Genomic DNA, 26976 nt, shown 5'->3' on the forward strand with positions numbered 1-26976 from the left:
GATCTTGGATTGTGGCGCACCGCAGTGTCGCACCGGTGCGTTATCGTGCCATCGCCTCGGCTGCCTGAACTCGGCGGCGACGTTGCGCGTCCAGGACGGCTCGCAGGACCGGTTGTTCGGCGGCGAGTTCGAGATAGGCCTCCACCGCAGATTGGCCCTGCACCAGCGCCTGCTCCAATTTCGCGTCGAGATGGATATTCCACCGATATCGCAACGCGAGCAAGAGGCCCTCTGGTCCGCCGAACAACCGGTCCAGTTCTGGGATCTCCGCGAACAGGTCGGGACTTGCCGGATCGATCGCCGCGCGGGTGAGCACGGTGTGCACGATCTCGGTTCGACGGTGATGATCTTCCCATCCATTGCGACTGTTCGGTCGCTCGAAATGTTCGCCGTAGCGATTGTTCGCAGGCCGCTCGAAATGATCGGACATCGCATATGTCCTTCCGTGATTTGGTAGATCTCACGCTACGGACGGCGAAATACGGTGTCTTCGTGCCAGGGACGCGAATCGATCTCCTACCGGGGTAGGAGCCGAGGCCCGCTCTGAGCACGAGGCTCCGGCTCCGACCTGGTGTCGCTGGAGACCGAGTGCTGGCCGGGTTCGTGCTGCGCGAGCGTCGGCCGGGTTGTCGGACGCGACGATCAGCTCGGATGTGAACCACATCGAGCAGACGCGAGCGTGGTCAGGTCGGCGCGGTCGCGGTGCCGGCGCGCTTTGTCAACGGATATTAAAGATTTTTCGGTAATTCGAAAGGCCGCCGCTACGTCGGCCTGGAGCCGGCCCAATCCTCGCGCCGCCACCAACAGCACCGAATCCGCAGAACAGGACACCACGTGCACAGTATTCACTGCCCGACCGACAACCGGATCAGCGGTGACCGCCCTGATACAGCACGCCTCGGCGGGCTTGACCCGATCGGCTCGGATCGATACCGTCGCGACCCACGATTCGATGGCGAAAAATCTTCGCTGCTCGCTATCTCTGACCCCGGAAAGTCGTTCATGGTGACCAACAATCCGATCGCGGACAGGCACACGACCGAGCCTGGCAAGGGTTGGTATGGAACGGCGGCGAAGCTCGCCGGGTTACATGATCTGACAGCCCGGTCCAGATCCCCTGGAACGCCGCGTGCAGTTGCCAGGCAACGTTCACGTGGCAAGAAGACTGCCAGGGAACGCATTGCGCTTCTGCTCGATCCTGGTTCCTTCGTCGAACTCGATGCCTTCGCACGGAACCATTCGACCGATTCGGATGTCGACGACCATCCGAACGGCGACGGCGTGATCATCGGCCATGGCACCGTGGATGGCAGGCCGCTTGTGGTGTTCGCCCAGGACTTCACCGTCTTCGGTGGCACGCTCGGAAAGGTGCATGGCGAAAAGATCTGCAAGATCCTCGATCTGGCCGCCAAGGCGGGTTGTCCAGTGGTGGGCATCAACGATGGAGCTGGTGGGCGAATCCAGGAGGGGGTGGTCGCGCAGGCGCTCTATGGTGAGATCTTTTTCCGGAACGTCAGCATGTCGGGTGTCGTTCCGCAGATTTCGATCATCATGGGCCCGTGCGCTGGAGGCGCGGCGTACTCGCCCGCGCTCACCGATTTCGTCGTGATGGTGGACAAGACATCACATATGTTCGTCACCGGCCCCGATGTACTGGCCGTCGCCGTGGGCGAGCGGGTGGAGCTCGAGGAACTCGGCGGCGCTCAGGTGCACAACTCTCGTTCTGGCAATGCGCACTATCTCGCTGAGGACGAGGAAGACGCGATCGATTATGTGCGGGATCTGTTGTCCTACCTACCAGGCAACAACTACAGTCTCCCGCCCGTCTATGCCGCGGGGAAGAGCCGGGCCGGGTCCACGCTGGATTCGCTGGTCCCCGACTCCGCAAACCAGCCGTATGACATGTACGCGGTGGTCGATGCCATCGTGGACGATGGCGACTTCCTCGAAGTACAGCAACTGTTCGCACCGAACATCATCTGCGGTCTGGGCAGGATCAACGGGACTTCGGTCGGGATCGTGGCAAATCAGCCACTGAAATCCGCCGGATGTCTGGACATAGACGCATCGGAGAAAGCCGCGAGATTCGTGCGCACCTGCGACGCATTCAATATCCCGATCGTCACACTGGTCGACGTACCCGGATTCCTGCCCGGCTCCGACCAGGAATGGAATGGCATCATCCGACGTGGTGCGAAACTGCTGTACGCCTACGCGGAGGCCACGGTTCCGAAGATCACCACGATTATTCGTAAGGCTTATGGCGGAGCGTACGTTGTCATGGGCTCCAAGCACCTGCGCGCGGATATCTGCTTCGCCTGGCCGACCGCCGAGATCGCCGTGATGGGCGCGGCGGCCGCAGGAAATATTCTGCACCGCGACCAAATCATCGACGCAGCGGATCCCGAAGCTGTTCGCAGCAAGCTGATCGACGAATACGACCAAACCCATTGCACGCCTTATCGAGCCGCTGAACGCGGATATGTCGATGCGGTGATCGCGCCGTCCGAGACGCGGCCGAATATTGCAGCCGCACTTTCCATCATGAACGACAAGCGCGAGCCGTCGCATCCGAAGCGGCACGGAAACATACCACTGTAGAGAAACCCCCCTTGTTGCGCCGGTACCAGTCGGAGTAGTTGTTTGAAAGGAAATGCCGATGGTGATCGGTGACATCGCACATCTGCTGATGGACGAGCCGCGGCGACTGGACGAACCTATCGCGGTCGTTGGGATGGCCTGCCGCATGCCGGGTTCGGTCGAGTCGCCGGACGATCTTTGGCGGCTGCTCATCGAGAAGCGGGACCCGGTGCGTGAGGGACCCTTCGACCGGTGGGACGTCGACGCCTTCTACGACCCCGATCGAGAGGTGCGAGGCCGCTCCAACACTCGTTGGTCGGCCACACTCGACGACATCACCGGCTTCGACGCCGCATTCTTCGGTATCTCTCCCGCGGAGGCCGCGTCGATGGACCCGCAGCATCGGCTGCTGCTGGAAGCCTCTTGGGAAGCACTGGAACACGCCGGCATCCCACCACGCGACGTCGCGGGATCCCAGGGTGGTGTGTTCGTCGGACTGTGGAGCCAGGACAACTCCGTCCGCCTCGGCACGCACTACGACGCGATCGATGCCTATGCCGCGACCATCGGAAATGTGCACTGCACCGCGGCAGGGCGGGTCTCTTATGTTCTCGGGTTGCACGGCCCCTGTGTCGCCATCGACACCGCCTGCTCGTCATCGCTGGTCGCTACCCATCTGGCCGTTCAGAGCCTGCGAACCGGGGAATCCGATTTCGCGCTGGCCGGTGGTGCGAACATCATGCTGACCCCGGAGTTCATGCTCTCCGGAACGCAGTGGGGGATGTTCTCACCCACCGGGCGCTGTCATGCTTTCGACTCTCGCGCTGATGGTCTGGTGCGCAGCGAGGGCGTCGGAATCGTTGTTCTCAAACGGCTTTCGGACGCGCAACGTGACGGTGACCGGGTGCTCGCGGTCATTCGCGGCTCCGCGATCAACCAGGACGGACGATCGCAGGGACTCGTTCACCCTTCCGAAGATGCCCAGCGCATGGTCTACGCTGCCGCGGTCGCACAGGCGGGCATCGATCCCGGCCTGGTGGGGCTGGTGGAGACCCACGGCCCTGGGACCCAGGTCGGCGATCCGATCGAATTCCGCGCGCTGACGCCGATCTACGGCAGCGGCGCGGGACGATGCGCGCTGGGTTCGGTGAAATCGAATATCGGCCATCTGGAATCGGCCTCGGGGATCGCGGGCTTCATCAAAGCCGTTCTCGCGCTCCAACACGGTGTCATCCCGCCGAATCTGCACTTCCAGCAGTGGAATCCGAAAATCTCTCCGGACGGCACCCGCTTCTTCGTGCCAACCGAGCCGACCGAGTGGCCGGTGGACGCGCCGACGCGGCTGGCAGCAGTGTCGTCGTTCGGATTCAGCGGCACCAACGCTCACATTGTTCTGGAGCAGTACACGGGCCCGTTCACCGCCGAGACGGCGACCGACTCCACACCGCGTCCGGTCTTGGTGCCGCTCTCGGCGACGGCGCCCGGGATGCTCGGTGCGACCGCCGCGCGGCTGTCCCGCTGGCTCACCGACAACCGCGACGGGGTCGAACTGGGCGATGTGGTGCATACGCTCGCGGCGCGACGTTCGCATCACCGGTCTCGGACGGGTGTGGTTGCCGAGTCCGTGGACGAGCTCATCGACGGGCTGGACCGAGTCGCCGCGGGCGATGACCAGGACGATTCGCTCGGCGACACTGTTCGCGCAACCGCCGCCGAAGGGGCGGTGTGGGTGTTCTCTGGGCAGGGTTCGCAGTGGGCGGGTATGGGACGTCGACTGCTCGACGAGGATCCGGTCTTCGCCGCGACGATCGCCGAACTGGAGCCACTAGTAGCCGCGGAGGCCGGCTTCTCGGTGTCCGAGACGCTGGGCGCCCCGACGGTGGTCACCGAGATCGACCGCGTGCAGGTCGCCCTGTTCGCCACCCAGGTGGCGCTCGCCGCGGTGTGGCGGTCCCTTGGTCTGCGACCGGCGGCGGTACTCGGGCATTCGATGGGCGAGGTGTCAGCCGCGGTCGTCTGCGGTGCCCTGTCCATACCGGACGGCGTGCGAGTCAGCTGCCGCCGCGCCGCCCAGCTGGTTCCATTGGCGGGCACCGGTGCCATGGCATCGGTGGACCTTCCACACCAGGAGGTGGAGGAGGAACTGCGTCGGGCCGCCGACGTTACGGTGGCGGTCATCTCGTCACCGCGTGCCACCGTGATCGCGGGCGGCCCGGAACCGGTGCGACAGATTGTCGAGGACTGGCAGCGGCGTGGGCTGATGGCCAGATTCGTCGCGTCCGACGTGGCGGCACACGGACCGCATCTGGACCCCTACGCTCCTCAGCTGATCGAAGCGCTCTCCGATATCCGGCCTAAACGGCCCACTGTGCCGTTCTACTCCACCGTCACCGACGATCCGCGGCAAACCGTGCTGTTCGACGGCGCTTACTGGGCGGATAATTTGCGCAAACCGGTCCGGTTTGCCCATGCGGTGCAGGCGGCCGCCGAGGATGGGCATGCCGTATTCCTCGAAGTCTCGGTACACCCCTTAGTCGGACACGCGATGCGTGAGACCCTGCAGGAGATCGACGTCGATGCGGTTGTCACGCATACCATTCGCCGCGACAACGACGATTTGCGCACCATCACCGGCCAGCTGGCCCGTCTGTACCGCGTCGGTGTTCCCATCGACTTCGGCCGGCGTCATGGGCGCGGAACTCTCGTCGCAGCGCCGGCGACCACATGGAACAGGATCCGCCACTGGATCGATCTGCCGCTGCCGCACCCGGCGCGACAGGTGGCGGATGAGATTCGGCCACCGCTGCTCGGTATACACACAGTCGTCCCCGAGGCCGGGCGCAGGCATCTGTGGCAGGTCGATGTGGGTACCGGGGCACAAGCATGGCTCGCCGATCATCGAGTAGAAGGCGTCACGGTACTGCCGGGAGCGGTGTACTGCGAGACGGCGCTGGCAGCCGGAATCGAATTCTTCGACTGCGCCGTAGAGCATGTACAGCTGTCCGACATCAGATTCGTCCGGCTACTGCCGGTGCGCGAACACACCACGCTCCACACCTCGCTCAGTCCACGCGGCGATCACACCGCGATCGTGGAGATGGTCAGCAAGGGTGATGGCGACGACGAGTGGATCACCCACGCGACCGCCGAGTTGCGGTACCTGCCTCAGGGGATCGGTTTCGAGCCGGTCGATCCGGCTGCCCTGGATGCGGTCTATCCCGAGCACATCGACGTCGAGGGCCGCTATGCGGAACTTCGCGCGGACGGCTACCACCATGGCCCAGCGTTTGCCGGACTGGAGAGTCTGCGCCGCGCCGGGGACGGGAGGATGCTCGCGCGTGTCGCTGTGCCGCCCGCCGCCCGTGCCCTCGTCGGCCCGGTGAGTCTGCATCCGGTCCTGTTCGATGCCTGCCTGCAGACTCTGCTCATCTCGGCAGTCGCTGCCACCGGCAGTGCGGGTACCAGGATGCTGTTTCCAGTGGGTGTCGGATCACTGCGGGTCTACGCCGCAACCAGTGCGGCAGCATATTGCGAGGCGGCACTTGTTTCGGCTTCGGCGGACGGCGCGATCGGTCAGCTGCGAATATTCGCGGCGGACGGCTCCGTTCTGGCCGAGGCAACCAACGTGCGGTTCGCGCCAATGGAGCGGAAGACACCCACCCGCGGGCACGAGCGATTGTTCCATGAGATCCGGTGGACATCTGTGCCGCTGGAAGGGACAGCCAGTGCACGCGGGACATGGCTGCTACTCGGTGACGACGACAACCCACTGTCGGCGGCTCTGTCTGCCGAACTGACCGCGTCCGGAGCGACCGCGACACTGCTGAACGCCCGAGCGTCGGGTACGTCGTCGCCCGCGCCAGCAGTGACGAGCGCGCTCACCTCCGTGACGGACGTCGTCTTCTTCGCGACCTCATCGGCTTCGGCAGCGCCGGATCTCGCGGACTTGTGCCGTGACGAGGTGATGCGTCTGATCGATCTGACCGTGCTGTTGTCCGAGTCCGAGACCGGCACACCTCGGCTGTGGATCATTACTCGAGGTGCGCAGGCGATCGCCGGACACGAGGTGCCTACCCTCGGGCACGCTGGGTTGCGCGGTGTGAGCCGGGTGGCGATGTGCGAGCACCCGGGTCTGCGCACGACCTTGATCGACGTGGAGCCGGGCACAAGCGACCTGCGCGATCTCGTCGCCGAGCTGTTCGCCGACGGTCCCGACGACGAGATCGTATGGCGAGGCGGACAACGCTGGGCGGCTCGGCTGGTCAACGCTCGGATCAGCGACGAAACCTGGCGAACACGGCCACAGCGGATCCAGCGGTACGGTCGTGACCGGATCTCGCTCGACATCGCTCGCGCGGGTGATCTGGACACGATCGGCGTAGTCGCCCGACCGCGTCGCGCCCCGGGGCACGGTGAGGTCGAGATCCGGACCACGGCCATCGGCCTGAATTTCGCCGACGTCATGCACATGCTCGACATGTTCCCCGACCTGCACGGCACCTCCGGCCGACTCGGCCTGGAATGCGCCGGTGTCATCACCGATATCGGTCCTGGAGTGCGCCACGTGCGGGTCGGCGATCGGGTCATGGCATTCCACGACGGCACGGCCGACACTTTTGTCACCATGCCCGCGGAAGTTGTTGTTCCCGTGCCCGAAGCGATGACCGACATTCAGGCGGCCGGCGTGCCCGCCGCCTACCTGACCGCCTGGTACGCGCTGACCCGGATCGCCCGCCTCGGTGCCGGCGAGCGAATCCTCATCCACGCGGGCACCGGTGGAGTCGGCTTGGCCGCGATCGCCATCGCGCGCTCGCTCGGCGCGGAAGTACTCGCCACGGCGGGCAGCGATCGCAAGCGCTCCTACCTCCGCGAACTCGGCGTGCAGCACGTGATGGACTCCCGGTCACTGGACTTCGTCGACCAGACCCGCGCTGCCACCGGCGGCGAAGGAGTGGACGTCGTGCTGAATTCGCTATCCGGACCCGCACTCTTCGCGGGCCTGGAAGTGCTGAATCTCGGCGGGCGATTCCTCGAGATCGGCAAACGCGATATCTACGCCAACGCCAAGTTGGGACTGCTGGCGTTGCGCCGCAACGTCACGGTGGCCGCCGTAGATCTGGCCGTCCTCGGACGAGAACGGCGGCCTCTGATCCGGGATCTGTTGAACGAACTGGTGCGGGAGTTCACCGCTGGTCGTATCGACCCGCCGACGTGTACCGAATTTCCGTTCACCGAGGCGGCCACCGCATTGCGATATATGGCGGCCGCCAAGCACATCGGCAAGCTGATCCTGACGGTTCCGCAAGAGGGTGAGATCGAGGTCGCGGCTCCGGAGGGCAGCACGCCGGTCGTCCGCGAAGGCGCGAGCTACGTCGTCACTGGCGGGCTCGGCGGGCTCGGCCTGGAAATCACCCGTTGGCTCGCCGACCGCGGCGCCGGCCGGATCGTGCTCAATGGCAGATCGGCGCCTTCCGAATCGGCTGTCGCCGTGCTTGCCGACATTCGCGCAGCGGGTACGCAGATCGAGATCGTCCGCGGCGACATCGCCGAACCTGGTGTCGCCGAACGACTCGTCACGGCGGCAACGGCGGACGGGCGGCGTTTGTCCGGGGTACTGCACGCGGCGACGGTCCTCGATGACAGTGCTCTGAGCCAGCTGAGTGCCGACCGGCTCGACCGGGTATGGAGGCCGAAGGCGACCGGCGCGTGGCGGTTGCACGAGGCAACGTGTGAGCTACCGCTCGACTGGTTCGTGCTGTTCTCCTCGGTGGCTTCGCTTCTCGGCAGCCCGGGACAGGGCAACTATGCCGCCGCGAACGACTGGCTCGACTCTTTCGCCAGATGGCGACGGGCGCGTGGGCTGCCAGCACAAGCCATCAACTGGGGCGTGTGGGGAGAGGCCGGCCGGGCAACGGAGCTGGGCCAGCACGGGTACGCGGCGTTCGGTACCGCCGAGGGTCTGCGCTGCCTGGCGGATCTGATCGACCACGAGCGGACCAATGCGGGCGTCTTCATCTACGACCCCGAACACTGGTTCCACGCTTCTCCCGGTGCGGCCGAATCTCCGTTCTTCGCCGACATGCCGGAGCGAGCGGCGGGGGAATCCGACGTGAGCAGCAACGACGGCATCAACTCCCGGCTGCGGACCGCCGCGCCCGATGAGCGGATCCGGCTCGCGCTGAGCTACCTCGGTGTGTGCATGCAGACAATACTCGGACTCGGCAGTGTCTCGGTCGACTCGAAGACGGTGCTGTCCGACCTCGGATTCGACTCGCTGACTGCGCTCCAGTTGCGCAACCGGCTCGAAGCGGACCTGCAGGTGAAGATCCCCGCCACCATCGTGTGGACGCATCCCAGTGCGGGCGAGCTGGTCGACTATCTCCTGGAACGCCTCGATCTGGAGGCGGGGACGGACGATGAGCAGACGCATGCCGTTCCTACCGACACCGTCGTCGCGGCCGGACGCTGGTTCAAGACGTTTGCGCCACGGCCCGACGCCGCGACACGGTTGTTCTGCTTCCCACACGCTGGAGGTTCGGCATCGACCTACCTGCCGTGGAGTGATCTGCTTCCCGAGCATGTCGAGTTGCACGCCGTCCAATTGCCTGGACGCGAAGACAGGGCCGACGAGGAACCACGGCGCGATCTGTTCGCACTGGCTGAAGAACTCGCGGCAATGATCGCGGCGGACCCGGATCGTCGTCCGTTCGCATTCTTCGGGCACAGCGGCGGTAGCCTGCTCGCGTTCGAGACCGCTCGTGCGCTGTGGGTTGGCCACACCATCACTCCGGTGACGCTCGGGATTTCGGCCGTACCGGCACCCGACGGCCCAGGAATGGCCCAACTGTCGGAACGCCTTTTCCGTCACCCGAGTCCGGAGGCTCTGGAGGCGTTGGCCTTCATACCGCAGGAAATCAGGCAGGAACCCAGTCTGCTCGAACGAGCCACACAGGCCTTGGGCTACGACTACACCATGTACCGCGGTTATCAATACACTGCCGCATCGGTTCCGCTCGACTGCCCTGTTGTGCTGTTCACCGGCGACGATGACCCGCTCTGCAAGCCCGAGCATCTGGCGGGATGGGATAAGCAGACGACCGGTCCCGTAACAACCTACGTCTACCAAGGGGATCACTTCTATCTCCGAAACCACCTCCCGGAATTGATCGAACAGCTGACGAAAACGTTCGAACGACAATCCCGCTCCACAGCCGGGCCATCCGGGCATAGCTGTTCCGGCGTTCGGTAGATCTCACGCCCACGGCGAAATTCGGTGTCTTCGTGCCAGGGACGCGAATCGATCTCCTACCGCGGTAGGAGCCGCTGCCCGCTCCGAGCACGATGCACCGGCCCCGACCTGGCGGTTAGCCTTGCAGGATGGATGTGACCCACGCCATCGGCTCGTCGGCGGGCGCCCAACCGGCGATACCGTTCCGCGAGAGTGGGCGCGTCCGGGATCGGTTCGTGGCTTTCGTACGCAATCCGGTCGCGGTCTTGCGTCGCAATCTCGAAGAGTTGCCGTTCGACTACCCGCCGTCGGTGATGATCAGCGCCGATGCGGCCCTGCTCGTGGTCGGTGTCGGCGCGATCGTCCAGCGGCACGAATATTTTCCGACCGCGCTGCCGATTCTGGCGCTCATCCTGGTCTTCGGCTCGGTGCCGCTGTTCTGCTTCTTCGGTGTGACACCGAGCCCGATCCTGCTCGCGGTCTCCGGTCTGGTCGCGACGGCCATAATGCTCACCCAGCCGGTATCTTCGGACTTCTCCCCGTTCATCCTGGTGGTGATGGTCGGCGAGGTCGCGGCCATTGTGCGAAAACGTTTCAGCGCATTGTTCGCGGTGATCGCGGTGCTCGAGTTGATGGCCTTCGATGCGGCCGGTCACCTGGTGTGGAGCGTGACGGGTCAGCGGTTGCAGGGGCTGCAGATGTACATCGTCGGGATCGCACTCGGCTGGCTGGTCGGCGTCATGCTGCAGTATCAGCGCAAATTTCTCTATCAGGAACGCCAGAGCCAGCAGATCCGGGCCGAACGTGCCGCCGACGCGGAACGCAGCCGGATCGCGCGCGAGGTGCACGATGTCATCGCGCATTCGCTGAGCATCACCCTGCTGCATCTCACCGCCGCCCGGCACGCACTGCAGACCGACCGCGACGTGGACGAAGCGGTGGACGCGCTGGTCGACGCCGAGCGACTCGGCAGACAGGCCATGGCCGATATCCGCCGCACCATCGGCCTGCTCGATGCCCGGCCGTCCAAACTTGTTCCGGAGCCCGGAATCCGCGATATCGATGACCTGGTCGGCGACTTCGCCGGAGCCGGATTGGATGTTCGCTACACCCGTACCGAGGATTTGTCCGCGGTATCCGCGGCGGTCGGGCTCGCGCTCTATCGGATCGGCCAGGAGTCCCTGGCCAATGTGATCAAACATGCGCCCGGCGCGACCGCGACCGTGCTGTTGGAGGTGGACTCGTCGGTGGCCCGGCTCATCGTGAACAACTCGCTGCCCAGGGGATTGCCGCCGGATCTCGGCGATGGGATGGGACTGTCCGGTATGCGCCAGCGCGCCGAACTGCTCGGCGGCCGCATCAAGACCGGGCCCTACGACCACGGCTGGATGGTGCGAGCCGAATTCCCACTGAGCGGCGCGCGGGCCTGGTCGATGTCGTGCGGGCTGCCCGACGTGATCCACGGAGCCGCGAGTGCGGTGCGTGACATGCGGCGCGACGGTGCGCTGGGGGAGGGCGCGTGACGACAGGGGCTGCGGCCGGTGGCGAAGCGCCGGTCACCGTGCTGGTCGTCGACGATCAGGAACTCGTCCGCGGCGGGCTGCGGCGCATTCTGCGGCGGCGTGACGGTTTCGTGGTCACCGAATGCGCCGACGGCGATGAGGTGCCCGCCGCGATCGCGGCCAACCGGCCCGATGTCGTGCTGATGGATCTGCGCATGAAGCGCGTCGGCGGCATCGACGCGACCCGCATGCTGCGTGCGCGAGACGGTGCACCGCCGGTGCTGGTGCTCACCACCTTCGACGACGACCAGCTGCTGTCAGGCGCGCTGCGCGCCGGGGCGGCCGGATTCATTCTGAAGGATTCGCCCGCGGAGGATCTCATCCGGGCGGTCCGCACGGTCGCCGTCGGCGGGGCGTGGCTGGACCCGTCGGTCACCGGTCGCGTGCTCTCGGCATACCGGACGGTTCGTCCCGCCGTAACCCGCGACGACAGCCGACTCGCCGAACTCACGGCGCGCGAGTACGAGGTACTAGAATTGATCGGCCGCGGCCGCGTCAATGCTGAGATCGCACGCGACCTCAGCATCTCGGAAGTCACCGTCAAGAGCCATGTCGGACATATATTCGGCAAACTGGAGCTGCGGGACCGGGCCGCCGCGATCGTGTTTGCGTTTGACCACGGGGTGGTTGCACCAGGACAATCCACGGGTTGACGGGCAGCCGGATCGCGCATACCCGGAGCTGGTGATGGGCGATCTTTGCCCGGGATGTGGAGGAATGACGGGGTGGACGGACCTGGATGGAGAGTCGGCAGTCGTTTCGGGCCGTATGAGCTCCGAGCGCTGCTCGGCAAAGGGGGTATGGGCGAGGTTTACGAGGCGTACGACACGGTGAAGGACCGCGTGGTCGCGGTCAAACTGCTGTCCGATGAACTCGCCAGGGACCCGATCTACCAGGTGCGCTTCCGGCGCGAATCGCAGGCGGCCGCCCGCCTGGCCGAACCGCACATCATCCCGATCCATGACTGGGGCGTGATCGACGGTGTGCTGTTCATCGATATGCGGCTGGTGCCCGGCACCGACCTGCGCGAAATACTGCGCGATCAGGGGCCGATGAGCGCCGAGCGCGCGATCGGCATCATCGAGCAGATCGCGGCGGGCCTGGACGCCGCGCACGCCGACGGTCTCGTGCACCGCGATGTGAAACCGGCCAATATCTTGGTCACCGAGGCGGACTTCGCCTATCTGGTCGACTTCGGCATCGCCCACACCGAGGGCGACAGCGCGATGACCCAGGCGGGCACGGCCATCGGTTCCTACACCTATATGGCCCCGGAGCGGTTCGATTCCGGACCGGTGACCGGTCGCGCCGATATCTACTCCCTCGCTTGTGTTCTGCACGAATGCCTCACCGGGGCAACACCGTTCCCGGCCGGGAGCATGAGTGTGCTGATCCGGTCACATCTCACCGAACCGCCGCCGCGACCGAGCGTGCAGCGACCGGGAGTGCCCGCGGCGATGGACGAGGTGATCGGCCGCGGCATGGCCAAGGAGGCGGCCGATCGTTTCCCGACCGCGACCGATCTGGCGCGCGCGGCCAGGGCCGCACTCGCCACCGCACCCGCCGCCAATATGCCGACCTTGATCGTGCGGCCGCCCGATCCCTCGCGCGGGCCGTCGGATCAGGCTGTGGTGCACCGCAGTCCGGCGACGCCCGCGGAGTCGACGGGAACGATTCCCGCGGTCATCCATCCAACCGCGCCGACGGTGGTCTCGCCCGCGGATCTGCAGTTCACGCCGTTGCCGCCGCAGCCGCCCGCCGGTCCGCCGGTCCGGACGCCCGGGGCCGGTCGGCAGGTGCGGCCGTTTCCCGATGCGCATTTGTACGAGGAGTCCCCGCCGGAGTTTCCGCAGGACTTGCCGTTGCCGCGGTACGCGGGTGATCCGGCGGCACCGCCGACTCAGCGGTTTCCGGAACAACCGCAGTATTCGGAGCCGTCGCAGGCCGAGCAGACTCAGCGGTATCCGGAATCGCACTACCCAGAGGGCCGGTACCCGGCGCGGGAGTATCCGGAACAGTATGGCGCGCAACAGGATTCGTCTGCTCCGGAGACGCGCCGTGTCCCGTTGCCGCAACCCTTCTCCGGCGCACCGCCATTCGAGCCGCCGCGCGGTCCCGCCCATGCGGCGCCGAACCCCTACCGGCCCTCGCCCCAACCGGCCGAATACTCGCCGCAGGCCTATGTCGCGCCCGACTACGAAGACGATTACTACGCGCAGGATCCCGCCGCGGATCCGTATCGGCAGGAGCGATCGGTCCTGTTGCCGATCATGGTCACCGTCTTCGTCATCGTGGTGCTCGCGGTCGGCGGTGCCATCGGCTGGCAGGTACTCGGCTCCGGTAAATCCGAGGATTCGAATGTTCAGGCGGGTGCGCGGGTGACCACGACGGCCGCCACCGGCGGTTCGACGACATCGCCGTCGACCTCGACCACTAAGGCCGCGCCCACCTCGGTCACCCTGCCCGCCGGCGCGACGAACTGCACGAACGGCAAACCCGTTTCAGGCAGCTTCACCCAATCGGCCACCGGATCCTCGGTCACCAGTTGCGGTTTCGCGGAAGCCGTCCGCAAGGCCTACGCCGAATCCGCAGCTACGAACGTCTCACGCTCATCGCGCTCAGTGGTCGCGACAAGTCCCGTCACCGGCCGCACCTACACCATGAACTGCGTCGCGGACGGACAATTGGTCACCTGCACCGGCGGTGAAAACGCGGTGGTCTACGTCTACTGACACAGCAACCGCGGCGAACACGAAATGAGTTCGTGTCCATAGGATTTGGCCGAAATGCTGTTATAGAAACGCTTGATGAGCGGCTATTTACAGTGCATTGACTGCCCTCGGCGGCGACCGTTGGACGTCATCACCAGCGGGATCTTCACCGACGTCGATCCGGAGACGCGCCGCCCCGACCGGCGGGTACCGCCGATGGCCGGTACCGCCGCGATCGGGGCGGTTGTGCAACTGCTGGCCACCGCCATCGAGGAGGGCCGTGACCTGTCCTCGATGAGCGGCGTCCTGGCCGAGCGCTCCTATCGTCTGCTGCCGGCCTGACGGCCCGGCCTCACTTCAGGTGCCGCGCGAAGAACCGGTTCCCGTCGTCCCCCTCGAACTGCGGGACGCCGGTGTGCCCGCCCATATTGGCGTGCAGCGTCTTCTCCTTGGAGCCGAAGGCGTCGAACAGGTCCAGGGCCAGTTGCCGGTCGTTTCCTTCGTCGTCCCACTGCAGCAGGACCTGCAGCGGAATGGTGACCTGCCGGGCCTCCTCGAACATGGTGCGGGGCACGAAACTCCCGGCGAACAGAAGGGCGGCCGAGATGCGCGGCTCGACCACCGCCAGCCGGATGCCGATGGCGATCACCCCTCCCGAGTACCCGACCGGGCCGCCGATCTCGGGCAACGAAAGGAGGGCGTCCAGGACGGCCCGCCATTCCGGGACCGCCTTTTCGACCAGCGGAAGGACGAGCCGGTCGACGATCTCGTCGTCGACCGGCACGCCGGCCTGCAGCGCCCGGCGCAGGTCGGCGCGGGCCTGCTCGGCGGCGGCGGAACGGGGCCGGTCACCGCTCCCGGGGAGCTCGATGGTGGCCGTGGCGTAGCCCTCCGCCGCGGCGTGCCGGGCCCGGGCCACCAGTCGCGGGTACATCATGTGCAGTCCGCCGGGGTGGCCGACCAGGATCAGCGGCGCCGGGGCGGATGCGGATCCGGGTGTCCACAGGATGCCGGGGATCTCGCCGAGAGTGAATTCGCGTTCGAGGACGCCGTCGTCGAGGCGCTGTTCAGAAGTGAATTGCATGGTCTTGCCTTTCGGGAGTGCTCTCGAGCGGCGCTCCCGGACGACCTATCGCCCGACCGTGACCCCAGAGGGGAGCACCCATGTAGATACTGCGTTCACGGGTACCACCTCCTCGTTCTCTGGCACGGCTTCCGGAAGGCTAGCAGTGGCCGGCCATGGTCCGCCAACGGGTTTTTGCGGTGGCGCTGGCTCCGTCCCAGGGACAGAGCGGCCACAACGGGCCGCGTGACGAAGGAGGATCAGCGTTCCTATGCGCTCGGCCCGGGATTCGGATCTGACGGTGCTGCGCCACAACCGGTTCCTGACCCGAAGCTCTACAGGTGAAACTCTCGATGGCGATGGTGCCCGCGGCGGTCGCGGCAGTGCGGTCTATCGATGTGACACCATGACGGCGACTGCGTTTGTCCCCTGGCATTGCCACGACAGGAGCCCGACCATGCCACGTATTGCCACCGCCGACCGGGTCGAACGAGCCGAACTGCTGGAATTCCTGCGTACCCGCCACCGCGGCGTCCTGGTTACGAGCCGCGGCGACGGCCGCCCGCAATTGTCGCCGGTAACCTGCGGGATTGATCCCGAGGGCCGCATCGTGGTGTCGACCTACCCGACCCGCGCCAAGGTCGGCAACGCGCGACGCGACCCGCGCGTGTCGATCTGCGTGCTGTCCGACGACTGGAACGGCCCCTATGTGCAGGTCGATGGTCGCGCCGGGGTCCTGGATATGCCGGAAGCCCTCGACGGTCTCGTCGAGTACTTTCGCGCTATCTCCGGCGAACATCCGGACTGGGCTGAGTACCGCGAGGCCATGGCACGGCAGAACAAGTCGCTGTTGCGCATAGATATCGAACGCTGGGGACCTATTGCGACGGGCGGCTTCCCGCCCGAACTCGCGGACTGAGACGGTCGATCACTGCCTGGCCTTCGTACCACATCACCCGCAGTTGGGCCGGCGTGGTCGGTACCCGACACATATCTCCGCCTATCGCACGGCAGCCGGAATGCAGGTCGACTCGTTCGATCAGCGCGGGAAGCGACAGTAGCGGGTGTTCGGTGCTGCAGTGGAACGGATAGAGCCCAGTCGGGTTCGAGATCTGGGCAGGCTTCAATCTGCGCGTGAGAACACCGCCACCAGAAAGTCGGACTCCTCGGTAAATGGACGTAGATCCCACGTCGATAGCCGCAAATCCACCGTGAGTCCGGCGTCCTCGGCGTCTGCCAGGAACTGCGGGAACTCGTAACCACGATCGGCGCCGAAACCCACAACCACCCGTCCGGCTGGGGCGAGATGGCGGGCGAACCCGGCCAGCACCGCCTCCCGGGTGGACGGCGCCAGAAATGTCATCACGTTCCCCGCACACACGATGACATCGAAGTCGCCGGCCACCCCGCGCCCCGGCAAGTCCAATTCGGCGAGATCACCGACTATCCAGGTCGGACCGGGATAGTCCTGCTCCGCCGCAGCGATCAACACCGGGTCGACGTCGACGCCGACTACGACGTGGCCAGCTCGGTGCAGGTAGGCACCCACACGCCCCGGACCGCATCCTGCGTCCAGGACTCGGCCACTGCGGTCGAGCATCGCGTCCACCAGCCGGGCCTCCCCGACAATATCCGTGCCTTCGGCCGCCATTGCTCGGAATCGCTCCACGTACCACGTCGAATGCGCAGGGTCAGCAGCAGTGAGCTCTTCCCACTGGCTGGGGGTACGTCCGCTCATGGTCTGTTCCTCTTCGCTCGGGCCCGCCTCTGGTTCACTGTGCCACCGCCGTGCCGATAGTGAGCGCGCGGCATGATGGTGCCCGACGCCGATGCAGCCCGCCCATCGACACCGGACGTCAGGCGGATAACGGCGACCAGGCTTCTGAGCACTCTGGTTACGGCATTTCCGGACGTTGGTTGGGTAGGTTCGTTTACGCTGCGGCGCGAGCACTCCCATTGCGGCACAGCATATTCCGGCCGATGCCAGCACGCGGAGAACCGGAGGTCGGTTCGGCGGGCATGGTGGGCGATGCGAGCCGCGGCCGAGGCGTCGGCGCCGGGCCGACGGTTGGTCGGCTGCCGACATCAGTTGCGCTCCAACGCTTCCGGTCGCGGTTTGCAGAGGAGGTCCGAGCGGATTCGTCGAGCAGTCGCATGCAAGCTCCAGTCGGCTCCCATGCGCAGTTCGTCCACGAAGGGCAGTGGTTGCCAGCCGCGGTACCACGAGCGCATGTCGGCGACCGTGAACTCGGCTGCTTGTGGTCGTGTGTGGTGACGCCGTGCAGTTTCTTCGAAGGCCAGGTCCCACGCGTAGAAGTGTGATCGGAACGCACGATGCTGTAGCCGCTCGAGCATCCGTCCGTATCGGTCGGCGTCGAGGATGCCCTCGACGACTACGACCGCGCAGTGGTCCAGGCAGGCGGTGGCGATCGTCTCGATCAGGGTCACATTGAATGCGTCGGGTTCGTCGCGTTCCCGCAGGATCGTCCGACGGATAACGTCCTGGCCGACAACGGCGCAGCGTCCCTTTGCGAAGCCGCGCTGCACTTCTCTGGCGACCGAAGACTTTCCTGCCCCCGAGTCCCCACGCAGGACAACCAGTTGCCCGCTGAGTTCGCCATCCCCGTCCACATCCTCAGTGTCTCAACGACACGAGCCGCTATCTCAACCTGGACGCCACCATTCTCCGGCTCGACGCCCGCGGCCGGTGCCGGGCAGCAACTTGACGAAGCTGAATCGGCCGTGCACACTGCTCTCATTAGAGAGCGATGCTCTCGGCGACTCGTGGGAGAACGGACATGCAGGAAGTCTGGAAATGGGCCAACCTCACGCTGGCATTCGGGATGGAGTTGGTCGCGCTCGGGGCGCTGGGACTGTGGGGCTGGAAGACCGCCACCGTGACTCCGGTCAAGCTCGTATTGGCTGTCGGCGTGCCACTTCTCGCGGCGCTGGTCTGGGGCCTGTTCGCGGCGCCGCATGCGACATTCGACAACCCACTGCTCGCGATCGTCACCAAGGTCGTGGTTTTCGGCAGCGCTGCGGTCGGACTGTGGGCCGTGAGCTACCGAGCGGTCGCGGTCGTATTCGTCGCCGTCCTGGTAGCGAATCTGTTGGCGATCAGGTTTGGGCATCTGAACTTGTGAGCACGCCGCGTGATGTACGGAGTTCAGGAGATCTTTGCGGACGGATGCGGTGACCAGCGCGGAACCGGTTGTCTCGGTGCTCGATCAAACGGCGGCTCTGTCCTCTGCGGCGGGCAAGCTGTTCAGCAGCGTGCGCACCATGGTGGGTACCTGGACGTCGAGTTCTGTGGGTATCGGCCGGCCGGCTGTCAGATATCGCCGAACCGCGGCGTATGGCAGGTCGACAATGGTGAGAAGGATCGTTGCCGTGGACACCCCGGTTTCGGCGCGTAACGAGTGGACGAGTCCGCGGATGGCAGCATCCCACCGGGCTGTTTCGGCGGCGCGTTCCTCGCGCGCGGTGGCGGGCCAGCTCTGGGGAGTGAAGTGGTGGACACCTGCGAGCAGGACCTGTGCGTCGAGCGGGTTGCTCCGGCACCACTGCACGATGTGGCCTGTGATCGCGGCGGCGGCCTCGACCGGATCGTCCTCGTCGAACAGGACGTAGGCGTCCTGGTGTAGGTGCCCGACGGCCCTGTTCCACAGGGCGGCGAGCAATGAGGGCCGATCGGCGAAGCGATGGTAGACCGAACCGCTCGGCGCACCGGATTCCCGGATCACCCCGGACATCGTGACGCCGGCGGGTCCCTGCGTAGCCAGCAGCCGCGCGGCAGCGTCGAGGATCGCCGCGGTGTCGTGTACGAATCTCACCACGCTGTAGAGAATACTCTCCAGACATGGTTGTAGAGTGAAGTCTCTACAACCATGAGAGGCCAACCATGACCATCACCGCCGAGGACGTCTACCAACTCGCTCCGTTCGTTCGCACTCTCGGAGTGGAGTTCTCGGAACTCACACCCTCCGCGGTCGCCGCCCGCCTGACCCACACCGTCGCGCTGTCGACAACAGGGGGTGGCCTGCACGGCGGTGCCTTGATGGGGTTGGCCGATGCGGCTGCCGCGGTCTGTGCCGCCCTGAATTCCGCCCCGGGGGCACTGCCCGCGACGACCGATTCGACAACGCATTTTCTTCGTCCGGTCCGCGGAGCGGCGCATGCGGTCGCCGCGCCGATCCGCGTCAGCCGCACCTCGGTGGTGGTGGGTGTGCAAATCGCGGACGAATCCGGCGAGCTGTGCGTCCATGTGATCCAAACTGTGCAGACACGCGTTCCGCACGCGGCCGCCTGAAACCGCTGTCAGATGCGGGAGCAGGACCGCCAACGGTCCAAGATCAGAACACCGGCGACATGATCTATCTGACGGCAGCCGCTCTGAGGAGCCCCTCCGCCGTGGGGCTGTCGGTCACGAGGGTGTTCACGTAGCCGGCGCGGGCCGCCACGAGGATTGAATCCACCTTGTCTTGGCCGATGGCCACGCCGATTGTGTGCGGAATGCGCGGGAGATCCTCCAGCGGGATGGCGATGAGGCGCTCGAACCCACTGGACTCGATCGGCGCTCCGTCGGGTCCGTATGGGCGGGCGCAGATGTCACCGACGGCGTGCTCGAGCGTTGCCTCCCGCGCCGAGATGACGCTCGGCAGCGACGATCGGTGCAGCGGTGGAGCACCGATCCCGAGTAGTGCGGCGCGCGCGGACCGCCACAGTTGCTGGACCCGTTGGATCTGTGGGTCGCTCATCAACGCTTCGTGCAGGGTCGGGCTCGGCATGGCGGGGGTGTACAGCATGACGGGGACTCCGCCGACTCGCAGCGCCAGCGCCCGCGTGATCTCGTTCGACTGGTAGTGCGCCTCCGGCTCTTCGATACCGCCGACTGTCGGGCACAGGACGACGCCGGGCAGCGGTGGGAGATCGTGCCGCGCGACTGCGAATACCGTTGCGCCGGTTGACACTAGAAGCGTGTCTCCGGGGCGCAGTTGCGATTCGGTGAGCGCGTCGGCGACGCGGGGAGCGAGCAGCGTCCCCAATTCGACGCCTGGGGACTCCGGTGTCACGTATGCCGCAGTTAGTCCGAGCGCCTGGCGGAGATCATGCTCGAGGTCGGTCAGCGCCCGCTTGTGCGGGTTACGGACTGTGACCTGGACGATGCCGGTCTCGCGCGCCTCGGCGAGGAGGCGACTCACGGTCGCACGGCTGGTGCCGATTTGGTGTGCGATCTCGGCCTGAGTCGCGTTGTCCAGGTAGTACAGCCGCGCCGCTTGGTACACCAGCCCGGGAGGAAACCGGCGGCGGGCGCCCGCATCGATACTCCCGGCTGCTCGGTCTCTCATCGGCATCCTCCTTCCGTGCGAATCAGTGTGCAGATGTTCAGAGTATTCGATCGGGTCTGAACATTTGTGCTGTACTTCTGTTCACTGATGTCTATAGTGACATGGAACACGCCTCCCTCGGGAGGCAGGCAGAAGGAGTCCCCCGTGACTGATCGACAACGCACCCGGTCAGCCGATTGCGCTGGTGACACGATGCAGGCAGTCGTGTGTCACGGTCCCGCTGATTACCGGCTGGAGAAGCTACCGGTCCCGTCGCGGAGGCCAGGAGAGGCACTCATCCGCGTTGAGGCCGTCGGCATTTGCGCGAGCGACCTGAAGTGCTACCACGGCGCATCGAAGTTCTGGGGTGACGAAAACCGGGCGGCATGGGCGGAGACGGAGGTCGTACCGGGGCATGAGATCACCGGGCGGATCGTCGAGCTCGACGATGCCGCTCGCGAGCGCTGGGGCGTCGAGGTCGGCGATCGCATCGTCGTCGAGCAGATCGTTCCGTGCTGGAACTGCCGCTACTGCGCCGAGGGTAACTACCACATGTGTCAGGTGCACGACATCTACGGCTTCAAGCGCGCAACCCACGGCGGCATGCAGGAGTACATGGTCATCACGCAGGGTTCTCTGGTCCATCGGATCAGCGCTGACATTCCCCCTGCGCACGCGGCCTTCGCGGAGCCGCTGTCTTGCGCACTCCACGCCGTCGAACGGGCCGACATCACGTTTTCCGATGTGGTTGTCGTCGCCGGGTGCGGGCCCATCGGCCTCGGCATGGTCGCGGGTGCGGCGGCGAAGTCTCCGGCCCAGGTCATTGCTCTGGACATGGAACCGCGCAAGCTGGAGCTTGCGGCGCGCGCCGGGGCCACGTTGACGATAGACATCAGCAAGCAAGATCCCGTTGCCCGCGTTCGAGAACTTACCGGTGGTTATGGCGCCGATGTCTACCTCGAGGCGACCGGGCACCCGTCGGCGGTGATCCAGGGTCTCAACCTGCTGCGCAAGCTCGGTCGCTTCATCGAATACAGCGTCTTCAAGGAGGCGGTGACCGTCGATTGGACGATCATCAGCGATGACAAGGAACTCGACGTGCGCGGCGCCCATCTAGGACCGAACTGCTGGCCTGCTGCGATCCGGCTCATCGAGGGCGGCAAGCTCCCGCTCGACGACATCTGCACCCACCAGCTGCCGATTGCGGAGTTCGCGCGCGGACTCGACCTCGTCGCATCGGGTAAGGAGTCGATCAAGGTCTCACTCATTCCCTGATCGGTCGGCTCAGGCTGACGGAAACGATCGGCTCGCGACTGGCCGAACCATGGTCGCCCACTGCCACCCGGACATCACATCAGATCGGAAAAGACATCGTTATGAACGTTACCAAGACGACCCGGGCTGCCATTGTCCTCGCTATTGCCCTCACCCTGCCGCTCGCGGCGTGTAGCTCGGGTAAGAACGCCAAAACCGCTACCGGCGGTATCGATGGCGCGAAGGTCGCCTTCCTCATGCCGGACCAGGCATCGACCCGGTATGAGCAGCACGATGCGCCGGGCTTCAAGGCTGCGCTCAGCAAGTTGTGCGCGAGCTGTACGGCGCTCTACAACAACGCCAACGCTGACGCAGCCAAGCAGCAGCAGCAGTTCGACGCCGCCATCTCGCAGGGCGTCAAGGCCATCGTGATCGATCCGGTCGACTCCACCGCCGCGGCCTCGATGGTGTCACGTGCTCAGGCGAGGGGAATCAAGGTCGTTGCCTACGATCGGCCCATCCCGGACGCGAAGGTCGATTACTACGTTTCCTTCGATAACGAGGCCATCGGCAAGGCGATCGCCGAATCGCTCGTCAAGCACATGAAGGACACCGGCGTCCCGACCGACAAGGGGATCCTGGAGGTCAACGGCTCACCGACCGACGCGGCAGCAGGTTTGATCAAGAAGGGCATCCACGAAGGCCTCGCCAGCGGCGGGTATGCGACGCTCGCCGAGTACGACACCCCTGACTGGGAGCCGACTGCTGCTCAGCAGTGGGTCGCGGGCCAGGTCTCGCGGTTCGGGGGTCAGATCGGTGGGATCGTCGCGGCCAACGACGGGACGGCCGGTGGTGCCATTGCCGCGTTGAAGGCCGCGAACGTCAAGCCTATCCCGCCGGTTACCGGCAACGACGCGACCAATGCCGGGCTCCAACTCGTGATCTCGGGTGACCAGTACAACACGATCTCCAAGCCGAGCGAGATAGTTGCTACCGCGGCAGCTGAAGTCGTCGTCGATCTCGTCGAGGGCAAGCAGGTCGAGGCCGTCGGCGGCGGCAACCTCACAACCATCTTCAAGGCCCCGACCATGCTCTTCGTGCCGAAGGTCGTCACACGGGACAACTTGAAGGCTGACATCGTCGACGCCAAGATCAACACCGCGGCGGAGCTGTGTACTGGTGCCTATGCCACCGGATGCACCGCACTGGGGATCTCCTGAAACCGCCTGCACGCCACCCCTGTACGCCATCGATAGAGTTCTTATGACAGCCACGGCAACATCGTCCACGACGCCGGTGCTCAGCCTTCGCAGTATCGGCAAGACTTTCGGCGCGGTCTCCGCGCTGACCGACATCGAAATGGAAGTCCACGCCGGCGAGGTGGTCGCCCTCGTCGGCGATAACGGGGCTGGTAAGTCCACCCTGGTCAAGGTCCTGTCCGGGGTCCATCAGCCCGACTCCGGTGAGCTCTTCTTCGACGGGAAGCCCGTCACAATTCCCTCGCCGAACGCGGCACTCGAACTCGGCATCGCTACCGTTTTCCAGGATCTCGCGCTCTGTGAGAATCTCGACGTCGTCGCCAACCTGTTCCTCGGTCGAGAGCTCGGTAGGACGCGGCTCAGCGAGGTCGAGATGGAGACCCGCTCCTGGGAGCTGCTCGGGGAGCTATCGGCTCGGATCCCGAGCGTTCGCGTCCCCATCGCGTCGCTGTCGGGTGGTCAGCGCCAAACCGTCGCTATCGCCCGGTCGCTGCTGGTCAACCCTCGGCTCATCATGCTCGACGAGCCGACTGCCGCGCTGGGGGTGGCGCAAACCGCCGAAGTCCTCAACCTGATCGAGCGGGTGCGCGCAAAGGGGCTCGGCGTCATCATGATCAGTCACAACATGGAGGACGTTCGGGCGGTCGCGGACAGGATCGTGGTGCTGCGGCTCGGCCGCAACAACGGAACCTTCGGTCCGGATGTGAGCAACCATGAGCTTGTCGCGGCAATCACGGGCGCCACGGACAACGTCGTCGCTCGTCGATCGGCCCGGCGAGCGGTCGAGGTCGACGCGGCTGTTGCGAACACCGCAGAGGAGCTGTCATGAGTCAGACGGAAACGTCCACGAAGTCCGAGGCGGCCGAGCGCACTGAACTCGACCGCCAGGACAGCCGAGTAACCGTCGGTGTGGGCAGCGTCGGCGGGATGATCACCGGATTCGGTCGCCGCGTGCGCTCCGGTGATCTGGGCCCGCTCCCCGTCCTCGTCGGTCTGGTCGGCATCGCCGTTGTTTTCCAGACCCTGAACCCGGTCTTCCTTACCTCGACGAACCTGGTCAATCTGTTGTACGACAGTGCGGCCGTCGGAATGATCTCCCTGGGCATCGTGCTGGTCCTGATTCTCGGGGAGATCGACCTGTCGGTGGGTTCCTTGAGTGGTCTCTCGGCGGCGTTCCTCGGGGTCCTGTGGGTCAACAAGGGCTGGCCCATGCCGGTGGCCGTCCTAGCGGCTCTGCTCAGCGGTGCGTTGATCGGGCTGCTCTATTCACTGGTCTATACCCGATTCGGTATGCCGAGCTTCGTTGTGACTCTGGCCGGCCTGCTCGCCTTCCTCGGACTTCAGCTTCAGCTGCTCGGCAGCCACGGGTCGATCAACCTCCCGTACGGTTCGCAACTGGTGACCTTCGGCCAGCAGCAGTTCCTCCCACCCGCTGTGGCCTATGTAATCTGCGTCGTCGCTGCGGTCGGCGTGCTCATCGCGGGTCTGGCGAACATCCGAGAACGGGCACGGGCCAATCTATCCCGGCCGTCCGTGCAATCCCGGCTGATCAAGAGCGGTGCGCTCCTGGTCGTCTTCCTCGCCGCCACCTGGTATCTCAACCAGGACAATGGAGTGCCGTGGATGTTCATGGTCTTCGTCATCGCGGTCGTGGTGGCAAACTATGGCCTGACCCGGACCCGCTGGGGAAGGCACATGTTCGCGGTCGGCGGCGGCGTCGAGGCCGCGCGCCGGGCCGGTATCAACGTCAACCGGGTCTATACGTCTGCGTTCGTCCTCACCGGCACGCTCGCGGCGCTCGGAGGTATTTTCATGGCGGCCCGGCTGGCCTCGGCCAGTCAGAGTGCCGGCACCGGCGACGTCAATCTCAACGCCATCGCCGCAGCCGTCATCGGCGGTACAAGCCTGTTCGGTGGTCGAGGATCAGCGTATTCAGCGCTGCTGGGAATCCTCGTGATCCAATCCATCTCGAATGGATTGACATTGCTGAATCTGTCGTCGGCCCCGCGGTTCATGATCACCGGTGCTGTCCTTGCCCTGGCGGTACTCATCGATTCATTGGCGCGCCGATCCCGCGTCTCGCACGGACAGGCATGAGGAACATCCTCCGGAGATGTGAGTAGGGCCAATTGCGGCCCGACTTGCATGTCGCGCACACATCCCTCCGGCATGTGCGGAGTCACTCGGTGAAGGGGGACTCCTGGATGGCGGACAGCGTGTGCACGAGCGGTTTCGTCGCTCCGTACAGGCTGTCGTAGACGCCGAACAGGTCGTCGTAAAGTGCCCGGGTGCGGGGGTTCGGTTCGATGAGCTGACCGACGGTCGCCCAGTCGGTCTCCGGTGGAACCAGGCCGGTTCCGATCGCGGCGAGCAGTGCGTCGCCGTAGCTCGCGCCCACGGTTTGGGTCGGTACCACCTGGGGTCGGCCGACGACGTCGCTCACGATCTGAGTCCACAAGCCACCCTGCGTTCCACCGCCGACAGCCACGAGCCGTTCGATCGGGGTCTGCTCGCTGTCGAGAAACTCGATGATCTGCCGGATGCCGTAGGCGATGCCCTCGTATGCGGCACGGAAGAGGTGGCCCCGCCCGTGCCGCAGACTGAGTCCGGCGACGACGCCACGCGCTCTCGGGTCGAAGATCGGCGTGCGCTCACCAGCGAAGTACGGCAGGAGTACCAGGCCGTCGGATCCAGGCGGCACGGCCGCCGCCTCGGCGATGAGCTGTTCGAACGGCACGTCCCCGGTCAACTGCTGAACCCATGACGTGAGCGACCCCGAGGTCGACATTCCCGCGGCGAGCGTGAACTGCCCCGGCTCGATGCCAGAGGTTGTCCATAGCAGCGGGTGAGTTTGGAGGGTAGGAAGAACCTGGACGAAGAACATCGTCGAGCCGTACATCAGCATCACGTCCCCGGGGCGCCGCACCCCGGCGCTGAAAGCCTCACTCCAGGCGTCGACGGTACCCGCGCAGACGGGAGTTCCGGCGGGCAGACCCGTCTCCTGTGCGGCCGCTGACGTTATTGCGCCCACAACCTCATGTGGCCAAACGATCTGCGGCATCTCGAGATGCCCGACGATATCGCCGATCCAGTCCTGCGCCCAATCCTGCCCGCGCAGGTCGTACAGCGGGTCACTCTGGCTGGCCGTATGGTGGTCGAGCACGTAGGCCCCGGTCAGTTTTGCGACGGCATATGAGCTGGAGTTGTACCACCGGGTGGCCCGTCGCCACACGTCGGGCTCGTTCCGCGCCATCCACAGCATTTTCGGTCCCACTGCTTGCGTCGACAGAGCTTTACCGCAACGCTGCAGCACTTGGTCGGCACCGAGTCGGTCAGTGAGTTCAGTTATCTCGGCCGTAGCCCGCATGTCGATTCCGTAGAGAATCGCCGACCGGACCGGGCGCAAATCCTGGTCACACAGCAGCAGGCACGGACCGACGCCACTGACGCATATGCCGGCTAGACGATGCTCTGCGATATGGGGAACGAGTTCCCGGCATACCTCGACCAGATCGCCCCACCAGATGGTCTCTGCATCTACCTCTGCCCAGCCCGGCCGAGGAAGGCTCATGCCGTGTTTTCGGACCGCCGTCGCGAGGATCGTGCCGTCGCTGGTTGTCAGCACCCCCTTGGTGCTGCCCGTACCCATGTCGACACCAAGCAGCAGATCCGACAACCCAGTCACCCGCACTTCCACATCATTCCCGCGCGTTCGGCATCAGCGTAATAGAGTCGGGCGGCGGATACCGGACCGTTGCCGTCGTCCAGCTCTGTTTTGCTTGCGGTCCGTCGCGGCCGCCGCCACCTCGGGCAGCACCCCAACGGGGCAGCCCCCGAATGGTCGCACGGTCGAGCAGTTCGACGTTGCCATCGGGCACTGTGATGCCGATGGCCGATGACAGGCGGCGGATGCTAGCCAGTCAATCTGGTTATCTCGACGGTGCGCCGGGCAGCCATCGTCGTGCGCGGTCGTATACAGAATTCTTGCGCCT

20 protein-coding genes are annotated in these 26976 nt (G+C 65.4%); 13 read left to right on the forward strand and 7 right to left on the reverse strand.

The features are described from left to right. Nucleotides 1-40: 40 nt before the first annotated feature. Nucleotides 41-430 carry a hypothetical protein gene (locus AB0J47_RS37700; protein ID WP_364357851.1) on the reverse strand — a complete coding sequence of 130 codons (390 nt, stop codon included), beginning with the start codon at nucleotides 428-430 and terminating at the stop codon, nucleotides 41-43. A gap of 575 nt (nucleotides 431-1005) precedes the next feature. Here AB0J47_RS37700 and AB0J47_RS37705 point away from each other — a divergent pair. The 6 genes from AB0J47_RS37705 to AB0J47_RS37730 all read left to right on the forward strand — a co-directional run bounded on the left by AB0J47_RS37705 (nucleotide 1006) and on the right by AB0J47_RS37730 (nucleotide 14423). Continuing rightward, nucleotides 1006-2601 (forward strand): acyl-CoA carboxylase subunit beta, encoded by a 1596-nt coding sequence (locus AB0J47_RS37705; RefSeq protein ID WP_364357854.1) that lies wholly within the window; start codon nucleotides 1006-1008, stop codon nucleotides 2599-2601. A 58-nt stretch (nucleotides 2602-2659) separates the two neighbouring features. Continuing rightward, a complete protein-coding gene (locus AB0J47_RS37710) occupies nucleotides 2660-9829 on the forward strand; it encodes an SDR family NAD(P)-dependent oxidoreductase (protein WP_364357857.1) in 7170 nt (2389 codons plus the stop codon). 128 nt (nucleotides 9830-9957) lie between these two features. Next, nucleotides 9958-11331, forward strand: coding sequence for a histidine kinase (locus AB0J47_RS37715; RefSeq protein WP_364357860.1), 1374 nt, complete (start codon nucleotides 9958-9960; stop codon nucleotides 11329-11331). A 38-nt stretch (nucleotides 11332-11369) separates the two neighbouring features. Then, nucleotides 11370-12023 carry a response regulator transcription factor gene (locus AB0J47_RS37720; RefSeq protein WP_364357916.1) on the forward strand — a complete coding sequence of 218 codons (654 nt, stop codon included), beginning with the start codon at nucleotides 11370-11372 and terminating at the stop codon, nucleotides 12021-12023. A 54-nt stretch (nucleotides 12024-12077) separates the two neighbouring features. Then, complete coding sequence (locus tag AB0J47_RS37725) at nucleotides 12078-14102, forward strand: protein kinase (protein WP_364357863.1); 2025 nt, start codon at nucleotides 12078-12080, stop codon at nucleotides 14100-14102. A gap of 120 nt (nucleotides 14103-14222) precedes the next feature. Beyond that, complete coding sequence (locus AB0J47_RS37730) at nucleotides 14223-14423, forward strand: hypothetical protein (RefSeq protein WP_364357866.1); 201 nt, start codon at nucleotides 14223-14225, stop codon at nucleotides 14421-14423. Nucleotides 14424-14433: 10 nt separating this feature from the next. On the opposite strand, the gene AB0J47_RS37735 is transcribed toward AB0J47_RS37730, so the two are convergent. Next, nucleotides 14434-15165 (reverse strand): alpha/beta hydrolase, encoded by a 732-nt coding sequence (locus tag AB0J47_RS37735; RefSeq protein ID WP_364357869.1) that lies wholly within the window; start codon nucleotides 15163-15165, stop codon nucleotides 14434-14436. A gap of 436 nt (nucleotides 15166-15601) precedes the next feature. Between AB0J47_RS37735 and AB0J47_RS37740 the strand changes: the two genes are divergently transcribed. Next, nucleotides 15602-16063, forward strand: coding sequence for a PPOX class F420-dependent oxidoreductase (locus tag AB0J47_RS37740; RefSeq protein ID WP_364357872.1), 462 nt, complete (start codon nucleotides 15602-15604; stop codon nucleotides 16061-16063). Between the two features lie 204 nt (nucleotides 16064-16267). Here the strand turns inward: AB0J47_RS37740 and AB0J47_RS37745 are convergent, their stop codons facing one another. Continuing rightward, a complete protein-coding gene (locus AB0J47_RS37745; protein ID WP_364357875.1) occupies nucleotides 16268-16882 on the reverse strand; it encodes a class I SAM-dependent methyltransferase in 615 nt (204 codons plus the stop codon). 347 nt (nucleotides 16883-17229) lie between these two features. Further along, a complete protein-coding gene (locus AB0J47_RS37750; protein WP_364357878.1) occupies nucleotides 17230-17775 on the reverse strand; it encodes an AAA family ATPase in 546 nt (181 codons plus the stop codon). Nucleotides 17776-17942: 167 nt separating this feature from the next. On the opposite strand from AB0J47_RS37750, the gene AB0J47_RS37755 reads away from it, so the two are divergent. Next, a complete protein-coding gene (locus tag AB0J47_RS37755; RefSeq protein ID WP_364357881.1) occupies nucleotides 17943-18287 on the forward strand; it encodes a YrdB family protein in 345 nt (114 codons plus the stop codon). Nucleotides 18288-18371: 84 nt separating this feature from the next. Here AB0J47_RS37755 and AB0J47_RS37760 read toward each other — a convergent pair whose 3' ends face one another. After that, complete coding sequence (locus tag AB0J47_RS37760; RefSeq protein ID WP_364357884.1) at nucleotides 18372-18980, reverse strand: TetR/AcrR family transcriptional regulator; 609 nt, start codon at nucleotides 18978-18980, stop codon at nucleotides 18372-18374. A gap of 65 nt (nucleotides 18981-19045) precedes the next feature. Between AB0J47_RS37760 and AB0J47_RS37765 the strand changes: the two genes are divergently transcribed. After that, on the forward strand, nucleotides 19046-19453 hold the full coding sequence (locus tag AB0J47_RS37765) for a PaaI family thioesterase (RefSeq protein WP_364357887.1): 408 nt from the start codon (nucleotides 19046-19048) through the stop codon (nucleotides 19451-19453). 64 nt (nucleotides 19454-19517) lie between these two features. Here the strand turns inward: AB0J47_RS37765 and AB0J47_RS37770 are convergent, their stop codons facing one another. Beyond that, nucleotides 19518-20492 carry a sugar-binding domain-containing protein gene (locus tag AB0J47_RS37770; RefSeq protein ID WP_364357890.1) on the reverse strand — a complete coding sequence of 325 codons (975 nt, stop codon included), beginning with the start codon at nucleotides 20490-20492 and terminating at the stop codon, nucleotides 19518-19520. A gap of 192 nt (nucleotides 20493-20684) precedes the next feature. Here AB0J47_RS37770 and AB0J47_RS37775 point away from each other — a divergent pair, with 192 nt between their 5' ends. The 4 genes from AB0J47_RS37775 to AB0J47_RS37790 all read left to right on the forward strand — a co-directional run bounded on the left by AB0J47_RS37775 (nucleotide 20685) and on the right by AB0J47_RS37790 (nucleotide 25081). After that, entirely contained in the window at nucleotides 20685-21746 is a 1062-nt protein-coding gene (locus AB0J47_RS37775; protein ID WP_364357919.1) for an alcohol dehydrogenase catalytic domain-containing protein, read from the forward strand. A gap of 101 nt (nucleotides 21747-21847) precedes the next feature. Further along, entirely contained in the window at nucleotides 21848-22945 is a 1098-nt protein-coding gene (locus tag AB0J47_RS37780) for a substrate-binding domain-containing protein (RefSeq protein WP_364357893.1), read from the forward strand. A 43-nt stretch (nucleotides 22946-22988) separates the two neighbouring features. Then, complete coding sequence (locus AB0J47_RS37785) at nucleotides 22989-23813, forward strand: ATP-binding cassette domain-containing protein (RefSeq protein WP_364357896.1); 825 nt, start codon at nucleotides 22989-22991, stop codon at nucleotides 23811-23813. Continuing rightward, nucleotides 23810-25081, forward strand: coding sequence for a sugar ABC transporter permease (locus tag AB0J47_RS37790; RefSeq protein ID WP_364357899.1), 1272 nt, complete (start codon nucleotides 23810-23812; stop codon nucleotides 25079-25081). The genes AB0J47_RS37785 and AB0J47_RS37790 overlap by 4 nt, the downstream gene beginning before the upstream one ends. A gap of 82 nt (nucleotides 25082-25163) precedes the next feature. Here the strand turns inward: AB0J47_RS37790 and AB0J47_RS37795 are convergent, their stop codons facing one another. Then, on the reverse strand, nucleotides 25164-26669 hold the full coding sequence (locus tag AB0J47_RS37795) for an FGGY-family carbohydrate kinase (RefSeq protein ID WP_364357902.1): 1506 nt from the start codon (nucleotides 26667-26669) through the stop codon (nucleotides 25164-25166). Between the last annotated feature and the right edge of the window lie 307 nt (nucleotides 26670-26976).

Origin of the sequence: Nocardia sp. NPDC049737 (genome assembly GCF_040674755.1) — a bacterium.
GTDB lineage: Bacteria > Actinomycetota > Actinomycetes > Mycobacteriales > Mycobacteriaceae > Nocardia.